We start from the raw sequence: 22018 nt of genomic DNA, 5'->3' as shown, positions 1-22018 counted from the left end.
AAGCCGGGCGCACCGCCAGGGATATCGGGCACACTGCTGGAGCCAGGCAGCTTACGTCGCACTAGAGGTCCATAATTAACGCCCTTCGGGTTTTTGCCTGACCCACTACAGTGCCTTTGTCTTGCGTTCTTGTGCGAAGGCACTATTCGGACGTCGTTGCGCATTTCAAAGTTTCCGCCGCACGTCGGGCATATGCCCCACCGGGGCTTACTCTTCCAAACGTCTCTACTGAGCCCTGCGCTCACTCCCGAAGGCAGTGGCGCCCCCGATTCGTCACAGTATGAGCCGTTCGGAGCTGAGTGCTTACCTATCGTCTGTTGAGCGCTGAAAGCTGACAGTGGTCGCGTGCATCGCGGACAAGAGAACATCATGCTTTGGTTCCTGTCGATCATGAAAGCTAAGCTCGCGAACAACTGTGTTGATCCACTCTCTTGCTCCTCCGCCACAATTCATTGCGCTCCAGTATTGCCGACAGCCCGACTGTCGGCAAGCAAACTTTCGTGATGCTTGGTCAGATTCTAATGATGCTGTTTCTGCTTCGAGCCACGACACCGCGATATCAATCTCGATGCCGGTGACCCGCAGTCCTTCCGTGATTCGGAAAGCGTGTTCAGCTATTCCTCTTTCGTCCATCAGCACAGCGGTCGAACGCCAATCACTGCGCCACTGCGGCCGCCTCTGCGAACACATCCGCCGGCATCGGCCGGTGCAGCTTCCAGGTGATGGCGATGGGCTTCTCCCCCGAGTGCTGCACGTAGTCCACCGCGCCTAGGCACGTGTATGGCACCGCAGGCCCCGTCTCATCCTTAGCAACCGGTCGTGTGAAAATCAGGACGTGCGAGCCATGTCCCTTGTGGTCGAGATATCGCCGTCCTACCCGGCTCGAGGTCGACGTCGCGTTCTGTGATTCCCAGTGGAACAGCGCAGGACTAATTGCGTAGTCCTTGTACATCGTCGATGCTGAGTGATTCTTGTCGTCTTTAGTAAGGGTGACAAAAAACGCGTCGGTCGAGGTTTCAGCGCACCAGGCGACACCTTCACGGTGCTGCACGCTCTTACCTGATTCGAGTGAGCCGTAGCCCAGGGCAGCAAGAATCTCCTCTCGACGATAGGTCGCGTGGGGTAGAAGAGGAACGTGCTGCAACCCCAACCCAAGACTCTTGCCCGCGTGACGTGAGGCGGCAACCCCCAGGGACACCAGTTGCTGAATCTCACTGCAGACAAACGGGAATCGCCGCAGATGCTGCAACCCCGCGTCGTAAGTCGCGTATCCGCCGCCGTCGTTCCATAGCGTGAAGAACAACATTCGTGCGAAGGTCTGATCCCGCGCACCAAGCTCCGCGTACCCCGGGCAGGTCGGTTCGAGCAGCCGCGCGTATGCGTCTCCGCGTTCAGGATCATCGACGTGCAGGAAGCGCACCATACGGCCAAGAAGCTTCTGCTCATCGGGGCCGGACAGGGTCACAATCTGTTCGCTCGTCCCAGCCTCCGCCAGGGATCCGATCAGTCCGGCCAGGCGAAGGTAACCCGTCCAAGAGTCTTTCGTGCTGCGGTAAAGCTGCTTGAGGTCGCTCCCGGATTTCTCCAGATAGGTACTCAAGTCGGTCTCGCCATAGAACGCGATGTCGCGCACGAGCTGTGCTCGACTAAAGCGCAACTGAGACTTGATGTTGTCGAGCACGACTTGTTGGGCGACGCGGTCGAGGATGATCTGAGAACCCGACGGAAGATACGGAAACTCGTCCTCAACCGCTTTCTCGAGCTGCTTGCGCCCGTAGCCTGTCAAAGCCCGGTATCGGAGGTCGAAGCGGAACTCACGTCGTTGCTGGCCGATGAAGTCCAGCACCGTCAGCACTGACTTCCCCTCGGCTCGCCTAAGTCCGCGACCAAGTTGTTGCAAGAAGACTGTCGAGCTCTGAGTGGGACGGAGCAGAAGAACGGTGTCCACCTGAGGTAGGTCGAGGCCTTCATTGAAAAGGTCGACCGTGAAAAGGCAGTTGATCGTCGCGTTCCGAAGCTGGGCCAGGGCGAGCGCGCGCTCAACGTCGTGCGTCCCACCATCGATCGCGAGCGATGGGATGCCAGCGCGGTTGAACACTTCGGCCATGTAATGCGCGTGCTGAACTGAGGCGCAGAAGCCAAGTGCCCGCATGTCGTCCGCACTGGTGACCTTGTCCCGTACTTCTCGGATCACCTTCGCTGCACGCGCATCGTTTCCGGTGTAGAGGCGGTCGAGTTGCGCAAGGTCATAATTCCCGCGCTTCCACTCCAGCCGGCTGAGGTCGACGTCGTCCGAAACGCCAAAGTAGTGGAACGGCACGAGCAGGTCTGCGTCCAAAGCGTCCCAGAGTCGTAGCTCGCTCGCGGTGCGTCCGTCGAAGAACTGTTGCGCTACGTTCACTCCATCCCCACGTTCAGGAGTGGCCGTCAGCCCGAGCAATTGCTGGGGACGCAGGTGGTTGATGAGTCGTCGATAGCTTGGCGCCATGGCATGGTGAAACTCGTCGATGACGACGACGTCGAACGCCTCCGGTTGCAACGTCTCGATACTGAGCGACGCCAATGACTGCACGGACGCGAAAACGTGGTTCCAACGGGTCGGTTTGTTGTCTCCTACAAGGAGTTCGCCGAACGCGCCGTCTTGCAGGACGGTTCGATAGGTACTGAGCGCCTGCTTCAGAATCTCTTGGCGGTGAGCGACGAAGAGCAACTTGAGTCGCCGTCCTGCCGCAGCGCAGAGCCGCTGATAATCGAGTGCTGCGATCACGGTCTTCCCCGTACCGGTAGCGGCGACCATCAAATTCTGTGTGTGGCCCTTGATGCGTTCTGCCTCGAGGTCTTCAAGCATCTCGACCTGGTGCAGGTAAGGCTCAACCTCAAGTCCAGTTGTCGGTGCTGGCCCACCCGTTCGTCGTCCACCGTTGCGTTCAAGGGCCGCGTCGAGTTTGTCGCCATCCCGCTCGGGATCGTAGGACTGGAAAGCCCGTTGCGCCCAGTAGCTGTCGAAGGTGACTTCGAACTTCTTGAGGAGCTCCGGTGTAGCGACGGAGCTGAGCCGCACGTTCCACTCCAACCCATCGACCAACGCTGCTTGACTAAGGTTGGAGCTGCCCACATAGGCCGTGTCGAATCCGGTGTTGCGGCGGAAGAGCCATGCCTTTGCATGCAGTCGCGTCGCCTGGGACTCATAGCTGATCTTCACTTCGGCGCCGTAGCGCTTGACCAGTTCGTCGATGGCACGGCGTTCAGTAGCTCCCATATACGTGGTCGTGATGACCCGCAGCTTCACCCCCCGTTCCGCCAGCCTCTCGAGCGCGGGGTGAAGAAGCCTCAGCCCGGTCCATCGAACGAAAGCGCAAAGAAGGTCGACGGTATTCGCGGACTCCATCTCAGCACGCAGCTCGGCAGCTAAGTTCGGCTCGTCCCGGCCATTCGTAAGCAGCGCAGAATCTGACAAGGCTGTCGATGGGCGGCGCAGGTCGCGCCGCTTGATTGACTCCGGCTTGTGTAAGGCGAGGAGCTGCGATGGTTCATGGTCGATTGCATCGTCAGACGCCATCGCCGCGAGCAGTCGATTGGCCAGAGAAAGCTGATCCTTTAGGTCAGCCCCTTGTAGTGCATCCCTAAGAACCGCGGAAACGTGCCGCGAAACGGCAACGAGAGCACCCTTCTCCTCAAGTAATTCAAGGGTAGCTTCGAACTGCGGTGCATGCGTCAGACGCTCGGCGAGCGAGCGAGTGACAAGCGATTCGTAAAGACCTTCGGTGAGCAACTTCTGCTCCCTTCGCCCAATGTTGTTATCCACAGTCCTAGGGTATGGCCATTAAGGAACAGAGCTTCACGCCCCGCAGAAAGCGCGCTGCAAAAGCTTATACGTCGACCATCGGGCGAGCGACAGCACGCAAACGTCGGGTCCCCAACGTTCCGCAGCTCCTACAATGTCCTTGAATGCATGAGCACAGGCATCAACGTCGCTGGTCAAGACTGTCAGGTTCTACCGTACGTCTGATGATTAACTCGTGACCTGGATGCACTTCAACCACTACGCCTAGGAGGAGTTTTTCCTGGCGAGGCGCGCGGATTCCCTCTCGAGCGCCGCGGGCATGGATCCGCTGTGCACAACAACGAGTTCGAGATTCGCCCTCGTAAGGGACGTGTAAAGTTTGCCGTCTGACCCGGAATTCGCTCGAAATGCCGATGGCTCAACTACAACGACCGCATCGAATTCGAGGCCCCGGGCCTCTTCCGGGGTGAGGAAGGAGTAACGGTAGAGTTCCTTGTCCGACCAGGTCCACCGGTCTTCGGCCGACCATCCTGAGATCCTCGCCTCCCGGAGAACTTTCTCTATGTGAGGAGTGATGACAGCTACAGTGCCCTCCGCGTGGTCAGACGCCAACCTCCTGCATTGCTCGAGCGCGATAGCCTCGACTGTTCGACGCAGCTCTGCCGCATTGATCACTCGCGGGGAAATGCCGCGGCCGAGAGGAGATGCGCGGCGCATGCCAGCAGATTTCGAAAGGAGAGACGCTGCGAACTCTGCAATTGCTTGCGAGGTGCGGTATCCGTCGTTCATGACCCGCTCGTCCCACGGGGTGTCTGTGATGCGAGAGGTAGCATCTGACCAGGACTTCACCTGCTGGGAATGGCGCTGCTGCATGTCGCCGACAAGAGTCCACGACCCAGCGTTCATTTCCTCAAGCACGCGCCACTCGAAGAGCGTGAGGTCCTGCGCCTCGTCAACGATGACGTGCTCGAATACCTCGCCCGGGTCGATGAGAGTGGACATGTAGGCGAGTAGCGGCCACAGCAGGGGATCCTTGCGTGCACCGTTGAAGGTGGACGGCAGATCTCCAGCCCAGTCTTTCAGCTCAGTCGACATCCCATTTAGATGCAGTTGCGTGACAAATGAGTGGTAGAAATCCCCAAGGGCCGTCGGGCCCTTCTTTCCGCTTTTTCGTGCACCCAGAGCAGCCTCTCGAACAAGGGCATCCGCGCCGACGGGCACTCGAGCGGCATCGACAGGGCGCGGGCGGATCTCAGGCTCGAAGCCGAGTACCTTCAGAATCAGGCTGTGCAAAGAGCTGACGACAATCTCCTTCCCCCCGCCGCTCAACTCACTAACAGCGCTGGACACGTGTGCCTCCCACGCCGGGGTTGGGCCGAGAAGCAGAACGGATTCCAATGCCTCAGCGCGATTCTCATCCACCAGCCATGCAGCACGATGAGTCGCCACGATTGTCTTACCCGTCCCAGCGTGCCCTTGAACCACAAGAGACTTATCGTCCGAGTACGTGACGAGGTCATACTGTTCCGCTTGGAGCGTTGAAAGGACTGATGAAAGTCCAAGCGATCGTGGGCGAAGGAGAGTTTCGCGGAGCAGGTCCTCCATCGTGGCAGCGGGAGCTTCCTGTTCCGTGCCCTGCAGCGATGAAAACTCGACAATCACGTCGTTCGCGGGCTTGGTCGTATGCACTCCGGCCCTGGCCCTCGCTTTCGAAAGCCAGGGCGAGGCTTTGGGGGGCCGAGGCGTTTGTTCGACCTCGTCGCCGAGCAGTGGGAAAGGTTCACCGCTGGGTCGGCCGATCCAGATATCGGCATAGTTCGTTAGCCGGCGTGCTTTTTGAATGAAACGCCGCTGAACTCGTACCGGCTTCGATTGCCACGTGTTCATATTCTTGAAAAACACCGCAGCCGCGGGGGCCACCCAGCTGATGACGAACAGGTTATCCTGGTCGATGTGCATGGGGCCGATGTAGTAATTCACTACCTCACCTGGTCTGTCACCTCCGATCGAAATGCGCCCGGAAAGTGGGCTGAAATCAGTCTTCCTTCGCTCGGGCACACCTGCGGCGTGCGACCAAGTCTTGTTTTCTACCTGCTGCAGGTAGAGGTCATTCATTGAGTTCTCGTACGCAAGAATCTGCTTTTTGTCGTTCACGGGCTCAGATCACTTCCAGCTGCAGGAGCGCCAGATTTTCCAAGGCGAGGCTCGAATGGGCGCTGTCGCCGATCCTCGCCAGCGCATCATTCCGTCGCTCCTCGGCTCGCCTCAGCTGACCCTCGAACATTCGGACCGTTTTTGCCGTCGCTTCACGAATCCGCTCCTCAATGGACCGTCGGTGGTTCTCAAAGACTTCCTCCGCACGCACCCTCCTCTCGAGGATGAGCGCGTCGTTCTCCTGTCGACGCTTCGCCTGCTCGTCGTGGCGGCGACGTTCGAGGTCAGCTAAGAGCTGCTCGCAGTAGGCATCGGCATCAGGGTGAATGTCGACCTCATCTGCCCGCTCCAGAGCACCCGAAGCCACCGCGGTCATGAGGAGGGCGCCGGCCTCTTCGGTCATCCCGCGACCGGATGTGAGGTCGACCGCTTCCGTCCAGAGCTCACTGGTAGGCCGCAAGCCCTTCCACTCGGTCGCCGCAACCGCGATGAGGTACGTCCCGCGAGCGCATTCCGAGCCGCCCGCCGTGCGAAGGACCGCGAACCGTGGGATGTGGTGCCGCTCGTAGTCCTCGCTAGCAACCCGGACCAAAGGATGGTGTCCGTTGAGAAGTGACCCGCCGTTGACCCTCGCCTCTTCTGCGTCGAGGCACATGATCAGTGGCGCTTTCGTGCGACCTGCCCCCTCAACACGCGTCACCTCGGCCGATGTGACGCCTTGATCCCGCCGCCATTCAACGATCTTCACCAGCATCTCTTGGCTGATTTCTACTCGGAGAGTTCTGTCGTGTCGATTAATGACGGCAGAACCCCCGCGGAGCCGAGCCCAGTCTGCAACCAAGTGGGCGAGTTCGATCTGTCCCAAGTACCGCCCCTGGCTAATCCGCTCCTCAACGGATTTGATCCCGAATTGATCTTCGGCCTGGAGCTTGGAAGACGATTCTTCGAGTTCCGCGGCGTCCAACTTTCCCTGCTCTACAGCAGCTATGGCCTCATTGATACGTCGCTCGCGTTCATCAGTGGTGAGATGAAAATCGACCACGAGGTCGGCCAGGTTCTCGAACTTCTCAGCGAGAATCGGCTCGAGTTCACCAATTGAGTGCTCGAAGACCCCCACGCGATCCAACAGTCGCTCGAGTATTCGGGACTCAATAGTCCCAGGGGTGGAGAAGTTGAGAATCAGGATCTTGTCCGACGTCTGTCCGATGCGATCCAGGCGCCCAATGCGCTGTTCGATTTCCATCGGGTTCCACGGCAGGTCATAATTGACGATCATCGAGCAGAACTCGAAGTCGAGGCCCTCGCTCGCAACGCGGGTTGCAATGACCATCTCGAAGGCGCCGGCTCGGAACCGCTTCATGATCGACTCGCGTTCCTCAGACGCAATCCCGCCATGGAGGACGGCTACACGATGGGTTTGCGACAGACGACGATGAAGATAGTCCAAAGTGTTGCGCGAGAACGTGAATACGAGTGTAGTGCGACCCGCCATCTCGGGGCTGGCCAGTGCCTCCGTGAAGGCCTCGAACTTGGTGTCCGTCCTAAGGACCTTTTCGGCAAGAGACCGGACATCCGACGGTGGACGCTCGGACGCGAGAAAACTGCTCCCACGGGCGGTTGAGGCGGCGTCTCCATCTACGGCCTGGTCTGCTGCAAGGCCGAGCACCTGCTTGGCCGCGGCTGGAAGGCAGGAACTGGCGAGGCGGAGTGGCATCTGGAGCGCGAAGTTGGTAGGAATGTTCCGCTCTGTTGCGATTTGGCGTAGCCACTCGACATACACGTCGTAAAACGCTTGCTCGTTTGCCGTCCACGTGACTTCAGCGTTCTTTGCTTCGCGGACGGCCCGCGTTGCGTGAACCTCTGACTTTCGCGTTCTGGTGATCGCCGAGGAAAGTCCGTGGAGCTGGTTGCATGCGTCCCTGAGAACGGGCGCGGAGGCAACGGTATAGTCGTCATGGGCTAAGAGGCTCTGGAGATCCTTGAACGCGGCGCGCTCGCGAAGAGCCCTTCCCATGCGAGAGCCGGCAATTTTGAGGAGCCACTGGCGCCGCAAGAGGTTCGAGATATTCGGATCGGTCGCGCTCCTGCGCAGCGCCTGGAGAGGGCCGTGGTGATCAATGCGAAGTTCGAGGTCGGCCTGACTCTCAACTTCGCCCGGCATGATCAGTCGTATCATCGAGAGCAGATCCCGGTTGCCGAGGTTGAGGGGCGTTGCGCTCAGGAGAACCAGCGAGCCAGATACGTCCCGGAGAAAGAGGCCAAGCCTGAGACTTGCGGTCCCTTGGTTACGCATCTGGTGCGCTTCATCAACGATGCACAGATCCAGCCCGAAGTTTAGCTCTTCCATGTGTTCTAGTCCGTCGAACGCCCGGAACGTTTGAAGGGAGACGACAACGGCGAATGTCTGCGGGACGGTTCCAGACTCTAGTTGCTCGACCAGCCGGCGAAGATCAGGCGTTGTGTAATGAACCAGTGTGAACCCGAACCGTTCGCTCATTTCTCGCTGCCACTTGGGCACAAGCGCCGCCGGACATACCACTATTACGCGATTGGCCTGACCGCGCGCCGCCATCTCCGTCCAGAGGAGGCCCGCTTCGATGGTCTTGCCGAGGCCCACCTCATCGGCGATTAACATCCTCTCCATCGAGGAGTCCAGGTATTTCAGAACCGGCTTGAACTGAAACGGGTTAATGATCGTCTTAGTCACGCCGTAGGAGAAAAGCGCGTCCGTGACACCCCTGTTGAGTTTCGCTCGTGTCACCATCGCTGAAAACGACTGTGCCGCAGCCGGTTTATGGCAAAGCCACGATGTGGCTTCGGAGACTTCGGGGATTGGTGCTAGATCTGATTCGGACACCGTCACCATTCGGCCGTCCTGGCGCACGAGGTACGACCAGTTTGCCCCCGTCAACTGACGACGAATAATGATCACGTCACGGCCCGAGCTACGCGAGATCGCTCCGCCGGATGATGGGAAGGCGGGCGGCGTGATAGGTCGGGCAGACTCCCACCATTCATCGAGCCACTCCATGCCAACAACACCGAGAGAATTTTCGTCCGCATCGGAGAGCGCTACTTCTTCCACAGGCCGAGGAGTCCGTCCGGGAACTGCATCCGGGTCGATCACAAGGGCGTTCCACTCGTTATCAACCTTCGCCCAATAAACGCCGGGGCGCAGCGAGACGTCATGATCCGGGCTGTGCAGTACTCGGTACTGATGATCGACACCAAGGTCTTTCGACCTCGGTGCAACCAGAAGAACTCGGCCGATTGCTCCGCCATCCAGCGATGAGAGATCTGAGATTTGTGGGTGGTAGCCGCAGCTGTTGTCAGCAACCATGGTCGCGCCCATCAACATCGGACGCGACTACTTGACTCGATCTCAAACTTCTACCCCCACGCTGCGGCTGCCGTCGGTCTGACGGTCGTGAGTTGAGTGTAAATGCGAGGGATGACATTTTGCGTGCTCACCCGCGGTGTCGAACTAATCTGAACCTGGGGTCTCACTGCTCATGCTTCTCGAGAACTCACTAATAGCGGACAGGACCATTCGTTGTTCGGCTCTCTAGCCGTCTGCTACTAGGAGTGGTCTGTTCGGATAGTTGGTGGAGTTGTGGAAGCCGAGGGCCGCGCGTCGGAAGTGGTCGACAGAGCCATTGGTGGGACCGCGCTGACGGTAACATGCTGCTATTACTGGGGGGAAGAAATGCGTTCGATACCTGCAGAGCCGGATTTTTCTGAGGCGCAGTCGGCCGAGAAGGTCGTTTGGGAGAAGCTTCGGTTGGACCTGCCGGATGAGGTCGTCGTCGCACACTCCGTGCAGGTGCGGCACGGCCGGGCCGAGTGCGAGATCGATCTGCTTGTCTTCTGGCCAGGCGTGGGCCTTGCCGCCATCGAGGTCAAGGGCGGCCTTATCTCGATCGCCGGCGGCCAGTGGTACCAGTCAGGCGGCGCGGAAGGCCGGCGAGGGATACAGAGCCCGGTCGCTCAATCACAAAGCTCGATGCACGCCTTCCGGACATGGATGAGCGAGCAAATCGGTAGCCCCATTTCAAGCAGATTCGCGTACATGGTCTGCTTCCCGTACACATCCGTGCCCCAGTCGTGGGAGATGGCCGGATGTCCCCGCAGCCTCGTCCTCGACCGGGACGACCTCACCTCACCTGTCGAACTAATCCGGACCGCCATCGAACGCGAAGGCAGCGGTACGACGCCCCTCGCAGCCTCCTTCATGGAGCGCATGCTTCCGAAACTCGGACAGCTCGATTCGAAGGTCGACCTCGCCTATGACGCGCGCGAAGTTGAAGACGAGCAGAACCATCTGACCGAGCGTCAGGCAATCCTGTTGGCAGCCACCCGCTCGTTGCCGCGCGTGCGCTTCATAGGAGGAGCAGGCAGCGGCAAAACGTGGCTAGCCGTCGAGAAGGCGAAGCGGCTGGCCAAGGAAGGCAAACGGGTCGGTCTTTTCTGCTACAACAAAGGGCTCAGTCAGTACCTGAGGAACCAGGTGCAGGGCTGGCGTCAGGCCACTCCCGTCTTCACCGGCGAGTTTCACGATTACGCCCTCACCCTCGGGGTACGGGACGGCGAGGGGCAGGAATACTTCGATGATCAACTGCCCCGCGAACTGCTGCTGCTCGCGGGAGACCTTGCCAACGCGGACAAGCTCGACGCCGTCGTCGTCGATGAGGCACAGGACTTCGCACCCTTGTGGTGGGATGCGCTGAAAACGTGCCTGAAGGACCCGGCGTCGAGCGAAATCTACGCCTTCATGGACGACCAGCAGGATGTCTACCGGCGCTGGAAGGCACACACACTGGAGGAGGGGACCGCACCGCTCGCCGACCTCGTACCGATCCACGTTGACGACAATCTCCGCAACACCCGCCGAATCGCGGAAACATTCAAGGGCTTCGCCGGCGCGCACTTCAGACCCCGAGGTGTGACGGGACTGCCCGTCCGGCGCGTCCACTGCTCAACAGAAGACGCGCTAGATGTCGCTGGGGACTGCGTCGACGCGCTCATCGAGGATGGCTGGGCCAACAACCAGATCGCGCTGCTCACCACCCAACGTCGCCATCCGATTCATTTGGAGCACTTCGAGAACGGCACCATCGCGGACTACTGGCGCGAGTTCCATCGCGACGATGCCGAGTTCTACGGACACGTCTTGGGCTTCAAGGGGCTTGAGCGCTCGGTCATCATCCTCTGCGTCAATGGATTCCGCGACGCGGAGAGGGCGGCAGAACAGCTGTATGTCGGACTGTCCCGGGCGCGCAGTCTGCTGGTGATCGTCGGAGATGACGCTGAGATCATCGCGGCCGGCGGACGGCGGCTGGAACTGGCGCTGCGCACAGCAGAGGTCTGGAAGCCGGCGTCCTGACAGCGTCACACCGCTGGCGAGGCGACTACCCGGGACGCAGCCCCGCGACGGCCACGACGAGCCCCTCCAGCGCCTCAGGGGACAGCTCGGACGGGGGAACGTTGGGGCGACGCTTCCATCCGAGATCGCTGAGAGTGGCTGCTGCGTCCTCGAACTCTCTAATGGTCGCGAGTTGGTTCAAGAATCCCCGAGTGCGATCGTGCAGCGGGTCAGGCCCTCCCGCCCTTGGCACGTTCGTGAAACTCAGTTCGATTGAGGTCGAGGTCCCGGTGTAGTGGTACACGTACACGTGCCCGGTCGTACCGGAGTTGTCCAGAGGAACCTGCAGCGACCCGGCCGGCATGGCCTTTGCGCGCTTCAGCGACCCGACAAACGGAATGGCGTGCTGTCGAGCTGCTTCGAGCAGAAGATCGAACCTGGAAAGGTTCACCGGGTCGTGGTCCTGCATCCACGTGCGGCACTCGTTCTCGGTCCAGCGACCCTGGGCCCGTTCCGACGCAGCGACCTTCGCCTCGGCGAGCTCTTTCCCGTAGGTCGTCGGCATGAGTATCTCCGTGTGCTCGGTGAGCAGGCGCTTGTACTCGACCGCGATGACGGATGTTGCGGGTCCGGACGTCGCGTTCAGGTACTCCACAATGCGCTTCAGATCCTCATTGATGGCATCTACGGCTAGCACGATATTGAAGCGCCCCTCCACAAGATTCGCCGCGACAGCACCGGCGAAATCGGGGTTTGCCGATGCAACGCTGTCAGAGAGACTCCTGCCGGCGCGTGCGAGCCATCGCTGTTCAAACTCTTCCATGGGCATGCGCCAGAACGCCGAGGCGTAGTCGAACATCTGCCCGATGATTTCCCGCCGGACTTGGCGATTGGAGGCGAGCTTGCACTCGACCAGTGTGATACCGCCGGATTGGTCGACGACGAGCAGGTCGGCGGGGCCCGCACCTGACTGCAGCTCCTTGCAGGCGACGGCATCCTCCCCTACGCCAGGAATGAGGCTGGGGTGATCGGCAAGGATCTGCTGCAGGTCAGCCTCCCGCCCATAGCTAACCTCCTGCGGCTCATTCCAGAGGCCGCCCAGTGGGCGAGTGAGGATGGTTGTCATTGCTACTCTTCAGGATCGGTGACTTCGTCGTCATTCTCGGCCTTGAGCCCAAGGTCGATGCCATGCATCCACAGCACGATGTCCATCACTCTCAAAGTCGAATGTACTCCGGCCGGCCCAGGTGACGGGGACACCGAGCACGGCGCTCATCCACCGCGGGTCAGTCGGGTCGATGTGGCCGACGGGCACGAAGGCGTAGCGATCGAGGTTGAACCTACCGTGCGTTTTAAGGGTTTGCCCCGTAAGGCCTTCGGTCAGCGGGAAGGTCTGGCCTTCGCGGCAGCCGACGCCCTGATCCACTTCCTTGCGGTAGTAGCCCTCGGTTTCTTGGACGATTGAGATGGAGTCGCTCTCGCATCCGAGGAGGGCGGCGGCGTGCCCGCGGACGCGTTCGAGCAGTGGGACCAGCTCGAACTGGGCGGCGATGCCCCCAGCGAGCTCCGTGATGCGGTGCAGCTGTGAGGGCGGGGTGTGCTGCTGGTCCTGAGTGTTGCTGGGCGTGGGAAGCTGCTGCATTCTCGGCACCTGTCTCCGGCGACCGGGCGCAACTCTGCGCTCGGGGTTAAGGATACCGGGCCGCCAACGGAAAACCAGTAGAAAACCCAAGTGGTTCTTGCAGACAGGGCGCTCCAGCCCCGCTTTGGTTGAAGCCATCCAAAATCTATGAATATCCTGAGACGTTGAAGCGGAACTCCACCACGTTCAGTAATCGAATAACGTGTGACGGGGTCGCTCCTGCAGTGCTCGAACTCCACGATCCCAAACGATCCGGCGCGCTAACGCACGCTAGATGGTTTTGTCTGGTTACCGGGGATCTCCAACATCACGATGTGCCGCACAACGTCGCTGCCTTGGATCGGAACAGTCGTGTGTGAAACGTACTCACTCAAGTGACCAGACGGTGACTTGTCTTTCGGGCGGCTCATCCGCAGCACGACAAGAAATCCAATGCGAACGTCGGAGGCCTGGTAGGAAACGGTCTGCTTGATATATGCAGCTTTACTATCGACGGGCACCGATGTGTCATCGACTTTGAGCTCCAGATACAAGTGGAATCCGGAGAACTGGATCTGGATGTCGACCCTGCCTGCTCCGACTTCCTGCACCTCAACATTCGTGAAGCTACCAAACTGGCCTTGGCACAACCACTCGTACAAGTCAACGTGCAGGTCATGTTCATTTGCATTCGGTCGAAACTGGTAAGACTTCCACGATTCCTGCGAGTTCAACCGCTGCCTGACGAATTTGATGAGCTGGTCGAGCACCGCGGTAACAGCGGGTATAACTTCGTCACGGAAATCGGCTGCACTTACTAACGCATCGAGAATCCGCCTACGGGCCGCGGTGACGGTCAGGTCGGGATCGAGGTCGGTTGCGGCTTTCAAGTCCGCGATACCAGTTGCGAGACGCCGGAGCTCTTCTGGGGGAACTCCTTCGAGAGCCGCGGCCGCGGCCGGAGTGGGACCGAAAAAGTCAGCTAGCAGGGGCGGGAGGTCCGCCGACTGCCCCCGTAGTTTTCCCGGCGGCTCCGACGGTACAAGGTTCGCCCGCGCTGCTTTCAGGATTTGTTCCGCGGTGGCCATACGCGTCCGAAGGTCGTCAGCTTCGTCGGTGCCCTCGCTATCAGCAAGCAGAACCTTGAGCATTTCTGTATGGTCGACGAGGTTTCTCAGCAGCCCAGCACGTGAAGCGAACCCACTTGAGATTGAAGGACGGATAACCGCAACGACGTTTTGGGCTTCATAAGCCCCCGAGGTGAGCTCGTATGCGCGGGAGGCGGAGTAGATGGAAGTGATGTCGTCCAGCACCACGGAAGCGGCGTATATGCTGTCGCGCGACAGCTGATCTTTTAGGAACGCTAGGTCATCAGCAAGCCTTCTCCAGCCTTGGAGGACGGCTAACTTCCTGTCGCCGCTCCAGTGGTTGAGCCCATGCCGGTCAAGCGCGAACTTCCCCGCACGGGCTGCGAGTTCTCGCGCATCGGTCAGCTCAATGTCCCAAGTAACGGCATCGTGAGAGCCGGGCCCGGTCGGCAGGGACAAGAGTAGATTCCGCAGAAGTACGACCGACGCGCGTAGGAGTTCGGCATCATCTCGGTCGTCGAGCGCGATGACTGTTGAAAGGTGCTCCGTCGCGGTGTTCAGCGCCGCGCAGATGTCTGTCACTCTGGTGAAGCGTAGCGCCTTGGCTACGGCGATATTCGCAAGAGTCCACTCAGCGTCTGGTGCGATGTCCTTACGGAACTCCTCGTTTCGCCTCAACACCTCATCCTCGGGGGCATGGTCGTAATGCGGCGCTGTGACACCCGTCAGGATATGAATGACATCAGCAACCTCGTCATCTGGCGACCAATGGTCGAACGCCATGGCGACGGTACGGGCAACCGCCTGCGCGTACCTTCGGGGCTGCGGTTCGAGGACGTCCTCTAAGAGCCCGAGCAGTTTGTTCTTGGAACCAAGTCCACTTACCGCCAGCCTAGCTGCACCTTCAAGGGCGACGGCACGGCGAAGAACGGACGCCTCAACGAGCCCACCCTCTTCACCCGTTGGGGGTACGGCCAACGTCAAGCACCGAGTCGCGATCGGTTCCCCGACCGCCAGGGAGAGAACGGCATCTCCGATAAACAAGTCCACCCCGGATGCGAAAATGGCAGGGTCGGCTGTGTCGAGGATAGCGTTAGCGACGGCAGTGGCGGCGGGCCTCAGTGCCTGAAGGTTCTCTCCGGCCCGTTTCATGGCAAAGGCATCACGGGCGGTCAGAGCGGCCAGGGGCAACAAAAGCGGGTCGTCAACGAGAACCGGAGCAGCAGTCTGCACCGCATCCCACCCACCGAGTTGCTCGAGCAGGTTCGCTGGCGGCTCCGTTCCTGTGAAGGCAATTCGGAGCGAATCGACAACGACCATCGGATCAAGCTGCTCCAGCACGGCACCTCCTTATTGACAGGTTCGCGGGCTTGTAGGCTTGTGTGCTGTTTCGCCCCTTCATATGTTGGGGCGCGCACTGGCGGTCGGGGACGGGTATCTGGTCACCAGACGAATTCCGTTCCGGTTGCGACCAGCAGGTTATCCTTCGGAAGCACGGCGTTGAGCATCCCGCCATAGGTAGTGGCCACCACAATCTGCAGATCGGTCGCCTCGGCGACCGCAGCCATGGCCTCCAGCATGGTCTTGAGGTCTGATTCAGGGATCTCCTCGGCGGCGGGCGAGTCAACGAAAAGGAGTCCAGGGTGGCGCCCGACGCCCTTACCATGGCCGAGTTCGATGAGCGCGATGACGGCGGCGAGCTTGATGCGGAGCTTCTCACCGTTGGTCAGGCCACTGTAGGTGGTGTTCGCACCACCTTTGACAATGTCCATATTGCCGTTGCCTTTGAGCTTGACCGAAGTAATGTTGGTCGACCCGAACCGCCGCGCGAGTACGGCGATCGCATGTGACACCGACTCCAGTAGCAACTCTTGGTCGTCTTTAACCCACTTCTTGGTCAGGTTCGACGCCATGCGTAACACGATGAGTTTCTCGTCCAAAGCCGGTACACCAGGCTTATCGGTAACGGCTTCACGGAGAGTGTCGAGTGCGCTCTGGGCACGGGCCAGCTCCAGCTCGGCTTTTAGACGCCCGCGAGCGGAATCAATCTTGTCCCGGCCCACGGCTGCCGCCTGTTCGGCTTCGCGAAGCTGCGTTTCGGCGAGCCGGCGCTTCTCCCGCAGGCCAGAAACTCCCCGCTCCGCGTCGGCAACTGCTCCTCGCAGCGCTTCTAGCGGGTCAACAACCACTTCAGTCTCGGTCTCTGGCAAATCCTCCGCTCCCAAGCTGCCGGCGTCAGGCTCGGAATGTGCAAGGTGCTCGACTAGGTCAAGCTCGTGAAGACAGAGAGAACACTCGAGCGTAGCTGGCTCCGCGGCGTACCTCTCCGCATCGACCTTGGTCGAACACCGCGGGCACACGGTCGGAGCCATCCCATTGAACAGTCGCCGTGCGACTGCGTCCTCGACCGCCGCCTGCTGCCGAAGTTCCTCGATCCGAAGGTGGGCCCGGACATCCGAAGCCGCCGCCTCTGCGGTCATGAGCTGAAGCGACAGTTCATGTGCCTCCCGAGAGCGATCGGAAGCTGCGGACGCGAGCTCGAGCACGGTGTCCACATCGGGCTCGTCCAGGTCGAACTCCTCGAGGACACCCTTAGCATTCATTGCGCGTTTTTCTGCCCGTTCCAAGGCGACGGCCGTGACGGAAACCGCCGCTTGGCGCTCAGCTTTGTGCTCATCCCTTTCGAACATCAGGGAGTTCAGGGCGGTCGCAACCTGCGCGTCAATCGAGGCCCAACTGGTTCCGACGAACATCTGCAATATGCGTGTCTTTAGAGTGTTCTCGTTGCCGATAATCGGGTCGAGCTTGTCGGCATGCACGGTCAGCGCCGCCGCGTAGGACGGCCAGGTGTGCTCGATCTCCACTCCTTTGGAGAACACTGAGATTGCGTCGAGCCGGAGCCGCTCGAGCATAACCGACCCCATCACAGATTCGAACTCTGCCTCCGCAGCAAACGTCCCGAGGACAGTCCTCCCACCGGACGGCAGCTGCTGCTCCACTTTTCCGACCGGAACTCCTCCCTCCACGTCGAACTCGACGAACAACGGGACACTGTCTACGTGGAACTCGGCATCGACGTGGTTGACCCAGGATACGACGTCAGCTTGGAGATGGCTGCGTCCGGTGAGCGCCCACATCGTCATGTGAAGCACTGATGATTTCCCGCGTAGATTTGCTCCGCTGCCGACCCCATTCACACCGTCATTTGGCGTCCAGTCGAGCTTGATGGGCGCCGTCTCCATCTCAGCCAGCTCAGTCTCCTCCCCCGGCGTTTCGGAGTACCTCTTCGTGCCTGTGACGTGCAGACGCCGGACACGCAGTTGGGCTGGCACGCCCCTCGAGGCGGTCGAAGAGACATCCGACTCGCGTAAGACTTTCTCAACCCGAGCCAGCTCAATCTCTACGCAATTGCGCTTCAGTCCAGCGAAGACCGCTTCACCGAGGATGGTCATGACGCTCCTTCCGCCGCGGGAGCGCTGATGGCCGTGGCCTTCACAACGTCCAAGCGTTCACGGACTATGGCATGGATGGGTGCGATATTCGTACCTAGCTTGGTACGCGCGTACTCGGCCTGCTCGTACTGGCGCTGCTTCAGCTTGCTACCTATATCCGAGCCCGCGACCAGGGCCACGAGCTTGACCTGATCGGTGTACCACGACAAAACCTTCTCGGTCCTCAACTCATCGACGGCTGCACGGCCGGCTTCCGTCAAGAAAAATTGACTACGCGCTGTCTTCCGGATGCCGCCCTGGCGGCGCACCTGCGCCAACCCATACGCGGACAGTACCGAGAAGGCGTCATCAATGGCTTCATACGCGCCGTGGTGCCACCGCGGCATGGGGTACCAGTGCAAGTCCGGCTCAGGACTGCTGAGCAGGTCCTCAGCAACTGGAAGGTATTCATCAGCTGGCAGCCCATCGGTTTCGACTAAAGCGAGAATTTCCCCCGCGAGGTAATCAGGATTCCGTAGCCAGAAATCGAGAGCCTGAAGCCGCAATTCTGCACGAACAACTGTCACGCACCCGCCGGGGTCTCCCTGCACGACCGGCTCGCCACACCCATCGAGCAGAACCAACAGCCTAATGGCGTGCTGCATGACGCTCGGCGACGGACGGACCGCAACATCGGCCTGCGCTCCTTCGCTCATCACAATTCCCCACCCCAAGTAAAACTCGCCATCATTTCGGACAATATATCGGACAGGTAAAGGAGCCGATGGACCTTCGGTATCCGAGTGCTCCGGGCTGCAGGCCGTCGCCCCGCCTATCAGGACAAAGGAAGTTGCAATGACTGCTGGCGCCCGGGGAGGCAGGCTTCCACCACGTCCGCATCGTTCACCGGTAGGAGCAGCACACCCCGTGAACTCGACCGAGAAACTTGATCCTCCCCCACGCCACTCCACGCCTCAGATGCTCCACCTTAGGGCAGCGAGCACCAGGGGCGCCCCAAGAAGAGACCTAACCCGCCGTGTCGCACCTCTATCGATGTGTTTGTCGGCTGGGACTGCCCACGCAACTTCATCCCCCAAACCCGTCAGGGTGGCGGGTGCACAAATTCCACTGGGTTACAGAACAAGGACATATCTGACGGCATTCACTGACCAGGGGCATCAGGGCACTCAAATTGGAGTCGACCATTAACCACGCCGAAGTCCCAATTACGTTAGGCGTGCCCCACCGCCGAACACGGTTAGTATACATTCAACAAACTCGGCACACCATCGGCTCTTGTTGAATAGGACTGAACGACGCGGCATGGTTGTCCCTACTGTATGAAAAAATGCCACGCTCGTGCGCTATCATAGAAAGCGAAATTCTGTTGATTCAAAATAAGAATATATACATTATATCTAAATTCAACCACGTTTCGGTGCCGAAAAACGTCTGCTGCACCATTGAGCTCGACCTCGTTCTATAGTTTGGCTATGTCTCTTGACCAAATGACCTGCCCCGAACACGGTTGGTTCGGGCATTTCGGTATTCACGAGGCAGGGCACGCGACCGCCGCGATCCTTCTCGACTTCAAGTTCGTCGAGGTCTCCATCAACCCTGGACACGATGTATACCGACAGATGATGCTCGGCGAGGAGGTTGTCGGTGCTGGCGTCTTGATGCCAGGTGAACCCGTAGAGTGGGTCGCCCCACGGCCGGAAGACGCTCTCGTCTACCTACTGGCCGGAAGCCTCGCGGAGGCGGAATTGTGTGGACACTATCTGCCTGGCGGCTACGAAGGCGACCTAAAGATATGGCGCCTCGGGAGCGGCCGATCCGAGGCGCAGACGGACGAAGTGAGGCCCGTTCTTCGAGAAGGAATCGAACGCGCCCAGACACTGCTCTCTGAAAACCGTTCCGCCCTTCTTCGCGTGTACGGCATGATGGTACAACGCGTCCCAAATGACGGCCGCATGCACACCGGTTTCGACGAGCCGCTGCTCCTCTCCCACGACGAAGTTCACTCCGCGGTGATCGCAAAACCCTGAGCGGTAACCCGTAGGTTCTTTGACGAAGCTTCTCGTCAAGAATGCTCCGCTGAAATGCAGATGCTCGTCGAGGACTAAGCGGAACCTTCGGGCTACGCGAAGCCCTTACAGCCAGTTAGGTGTCTAAGTGACCTTTCACGCCCCGTATCCCGGCGACAGCCTGGATGGGCCGAGCGTAAAGCTGCTCGGTGTTGGCGTCATTGAGCATGTCGGAGAGGCGGCTCGTCCCGGCAGCCTATAGGTGATGGCTCAGACGAAGACGAGAATAACCTCGACCAAGATGTAGTTTCAGCCGATTGACCGCGACCAACTGGCGCTGGGGAGAGGAAGATGAATTTCGACGGCCCGACCCGGTCTCGTGGCTTGGAAGGCCCACCGGTAGCGACCTAGGCAGCCCAGCATGATGAAACCGGCCGGTGATCCGTCTCAGCTTCGCTCATGCGAGTTCCCAGGCGCAAGAGCCGGGCAACAACAACGAGTGGCACCGGCTGGCAACCACCGTGCTCGGCACGGAATTCGGGTCAAGCTTGCTCAACATGCGTTTCACCGACGGTGGGTTTAATACGCCGTCACGCTCAATGGAAAAACCTCCGGTTCCCTGTAAGCAGAGGGAGTCGGGGCCTTCGGCTTTGGTTGAGAAGTGCCGACGGTGGTGCAGCGGCAACAAATGCTCAGGACCTAGTATCGGGCCAGCGCTTCAGCCTTCCGGGTCTAACCAGGCAGCTGGTAGATACGAACGATCTCAGGGTGGGCGGTCACGCAATGAGCGTCGCGCAGGCCTCTTCTTCTCAGGAATATAAGATTAGACGGCTGCTCGTTTGTGTTCATCGGGGCATACTTATTGCAGTGTTCAGCCCGCACTGGGAGCCTTGGGCTACTTGAGGAGAGACACGTGGAAGACGAAGATCTGAACGGCTCAGAAAGCAACGCTGGTTCGAGATCCCCGGGGGCACCAGACGAAGTAGACGCTTTCATGCGGGCCCAAACCTCGCCTGCAGCTGCACACATCCGAAGAATGCGCAAGAAACATCCCAACCTCAAACCGGCTGGCATCTTGAAGAAGCTAGACCGCCAGCTGCTTGCATCCGCCACCAGCACCGGTGCAGCCCTAGGTGCTTCCGCCGCCGCGCCAGGTGTTGGGAAAGCTGCGATGGCGGCCATAAGCCTGGGTGAACCCGCGGTTTCGTTGTCAGCCGCAGTCTTCTACGTTCTCGCCGTGGCAGAAGTGCACCAGCTTCCGGCTGCCGACATTGAACACCGGCGGAAGCTCGCTCTCGCCATCCTCGTCGGTGGGGGCGCCAACACCGCCATACCCAAGGTTGCCGAACGGACGGGCCAGCACTGGGCTAGGAACACGTTGAAGCGCATTCCTGGTGAGGCTTTAAAACCACTCAATAGCGTCTTTGGCAATAATTTCTTCACTAAATCGGGTGACAAACAGGGCATCGTCGTACTGGCTGTTGTCTTGCCCTACCTGTTCGGCGCTACCCTCGGTGGCGGGTATAGTTTTGTGACCACCTGGTCTCTCATCGGCACTAGCAAACTGGCATTCGGAAAACCCAAACCGGAATTCGACGATGATGGCGATGTACTCGAGGAAGCCTCAATAGATGACGCCTAGTTACAAAAAACCGACGCTCCCGACGAAAACCGTCAGCTAGCTCGTCTTACCCCGATTCTCCGGCTGCCCCCTCTACCCTGGCCCCAACCAGAAGCCTGTCCCGGTAGCTGTCGGGACTAATCGCTCGGCTCGCGGCGGCTTTACGGAAGTCAAGCACAGTCTTCACTAGCTGATCCGAGCTTCACTAGCTGACCCGAGAGGAATAGAGCTCAGGAGAGCGCCTTTTCGGCGACGGCCTCGCCACCGGCATGTGCCACCGCTACGAGCATCGGGCCGAGGACCTCCGCCTCCCGGGGATATCACAGCTACAAGAGCCATCCGCTCAGCGGCCGTTATTACTGGGCATTCGGAAGATCTGTCCAGCGGTAGCCTGACTGCGGAATCCGGCAAAGAATTCCAGCTAAGCTGTCGTCCCAATCAGTACTAAGCCCGCCTTGGGGAGGTGGCCCCCGTCGTCCACACATGGTGGCTGTAGTCCCACCGTTGGAGGACCCCCTTGACCACTGCGCCTCAAGTTGGAGGACCCCCTTGACCACTGCGCCTCAATCAGTAACAAATTACCAAACCGTCGATACCGGCAAGGACGCTATCGAGCTCGCGGCACTCCTGTGCCATCGCGAGCGTGATTATCCCGTGGTAGTGATTTCCTCCCTTAGAGAGGGAACTCGGATCGACGCAGCCGCTGTCGCCCGACGGCTCGGCGGAAGCGCCTCGGTGTACGTTCTGGCCGCCCACGTCGCAAACACGTTCGAGGACGCCATGCCCCCTGAGACGGCGGTATATGGGCTCTTCGTAATTAGGAGTGTAGGTGGGGTCTGAAGCCGCCTGATTCGAGCAGGCTTCGGGCGATGTAGTGGGTGAGGTTCCTGAAGCCCAGAGCCGATCCACGCAGGTGCTCGAGCCGCCCAT

11 protein-coding genes are annotated in these 22018 nt (G+C 59.8%); 3 read left to right on the top strand and 8 right to left on the bottom strand.

Annotated elements, in window-relative coordinates; all coding sequences use genetic code 11:
- Nucleotides 1–655 precede the first annotated feature (655 nt).
- From FNH21_RS10765 to FNH21_RS10755, 3 genes are all read right to left on the bottom strand, one after another.
- Nucleotides 656–3805, bottom strand: coding sequence for a DEAD/DEAH box helicase (locus FNH21_RS10765; protein ID WP_338403247.1), 3150 nt, complete (start codon nucleotides 3803–3805; stop codon nucleotides 656–658).
- 243 nt (nucleotides 3806–4048) lie between these two features.
- Nucleotides 4049–5938, bottom strand: a complete 1890-nt coding sequence (locus FNH21_RS10760; RefSeq protein WP_152815310.1) for a UvrD-helicase domain-containing protein — start codon at nucleotides 5936–5938, stop codon at nucleotides 4049–4051.
- 4 nt (nucleotides 5939–5942) lie between these two features.
- A complete protein-coding gene (locus FNH21_RS10755; protein WP_191931871.1) occupies nucleotides 5943–9278 on the bottom strand; it encodes a helicase-related protein in 3336 nt (1111 codons plus the stop codon).
- Nucleotides 9279–9551: 273 nt separating this feature from the next.
- Between FNH21_RS10755 and FNH21_RS10750 the strand changes: the two genes are divergently transcribed.
- Nucleotides 9552–11321: a nuclease-related domain-containing DEAD/DEAH box helicase gene (locus tag FNH21_RS10750; protein ID WP_338403246.1), complete on the top strand. Its 1770-nt coding sequence runs from the start codon at nucleotides 9552–9554 to the stop codon at nucleotides 11319–11321.
- Nucleotides 11322–11346: 25 nt separating this feature from the next.
- Here the strand turns inward: FNH21_RS10750 and FNH21_RS10745 are convergent, their stop codons facing one another.
- From FNH21_RS10745 to FNH21_RS10725, 5 genes are all read right to left on the bottom strand, one after another.
- Nucleotides 11347–12426 (bottom strand): PDDEXK family nuclease, encoded by a 1080-nt coding sequence (locus tag FNH21_RS10745; RefSeq protein ID WP_152815304.1) that lies wholly within the window; start codon nucleotides 12424–12426, stop codon nucleotides 11347–11349.
- A 30-nt stretch (nucleotides 12427–12456) separates the two neighbouring features.
- Complete coding sequence (locus FNH21_RS10740) at nucleotides 12457–12942, bottom strand: hypothetical protein (protein ID WP_152815301.1); 486 nt, start codon at nucleotides 12940–12942, stop codon at nucleotides 12457–12459.
- A gap of 260 nt (nucleotides 12943–13202) precedes the next feature.
- Entirely contained in the window at nucleotides 13203–15350 is a 2148-nt protein-coding gene (locus tag FNH21_RS10735) for a hypothetical protein (protein ID WP_152815298.1), read from the bottom strand.
- A gap of 101 nt (nucleotides 15351–15451) precedes the next feature.
- Complete coding sequence (locus FNH21_RS10730) at nucleotides 15452–17461, bottom strand: hypothetical protein (RefSeq protein WP_152815295.1); 2010 nt, start codon at nucleotides 17459–17461, stop codon at nucleotides 15452–15454.
- Entirely contained in the window at nucleotides 17458–18156 is a 699-nt protein-coding gene (locus FNH21_RS10725; protein WP_152815292.1) for a hypothetical protein, read from the bottom strand. Before FNH21_RS10725 ends, FNH21_RS10730 begins: the two co-directional genes overlap by 4 nt.
- Nucleotides 18157–18933: 777 nt before the next feature.
- On the opposite strand from FNH21_RS10725, the gene FNH21_RS10720 reads away from it, so the two are divergent.
- Nucleotides 18934–19488, top strand: a complete 555-nt coding sequence (locus FNH21_RS10720; protein ID WP_152815289.1) for a hypothetical protein — start codon at nucleotides 18934–18936, stop codon at nucleotides 19486–19488.
- An 892-nt stretch (nucleotides 19489–20380) separates the two neighbouring features.
- Nucleotides 20381–21109 (top strand): hypothetical protein, encoded by a 729-nt coding sequence (locus FNH21_RS10715; RefSeq protein ID WP_152815286.1) that lies wholly within the window; start codon nucleotides 20381–20383, stop codon nucleotides 21107–21109.
- The last annotated feature ends 909 nt before the right edge of the window (nucleotides 21110–22018 follow it).

It is taken from the genome of Arthrobacter bussei (assembly GCF_009377195.2).
Taxonomy (GTDB): Bacteria; Actinomycetota; Actinomycetes; order Actinomycetales; family Micrococcaceae; genus Arthrobacter_D; species Arthrobacter_D bussei.
This window is presented reverse-complemented; position numbering and strand designations above follow the sequence as displayed.

What these genes read in the sequence shown, in the direction of transcription:
- FNH21_RS10745 (WP_152815304.1), bottom strand. Translation starts at nt 12,426, where the DNA reads ATGACAACCATCCTCACTCGCCCACTGGGCGGCCTCTGGAATGAGCCG.
- FNH21_RS10725 (WP_152815292.1), bottom strand. Translation starts at nt 18,156, where the DNA reads ATGAGCGAAGGAGCGCAGGCCGATGTTGCGGTCCGTCCGTCGCCGAGC.
- FNH21_RS10740 (WP_152815301.1), bottom strand. Translation starts at nt 12,942, where the DNA reads ATGCAGCAGCTTCCCACGCCCAGCAACACTCAGGACCAGCAGCACACC.
- FNH21_RS10730 (WP_152815295.1), bottom strand. Translation starts at nt 17,461, where the DNA reads ATGACCATCCTCGGTGAAGCGGTCTTCGCTGGACTGAAGCGCAATTGC.
- FNH21_RS10720 (WP_152815289.1), top strand. Translation starts at nt 18,934, where the DNA reads ATGTCTCTTGACCAAATGACCTGCCCCGAACACGGTTGGTTCGGGCAT.
- FNH21_RS10755 (WP_191931871.1), bottom strand. Translation starts at nt 9,278, where the DNA reads ATGGTTGCTGACAACAGCTGCGGCTACCACCCACAAATCTCAGATCTC.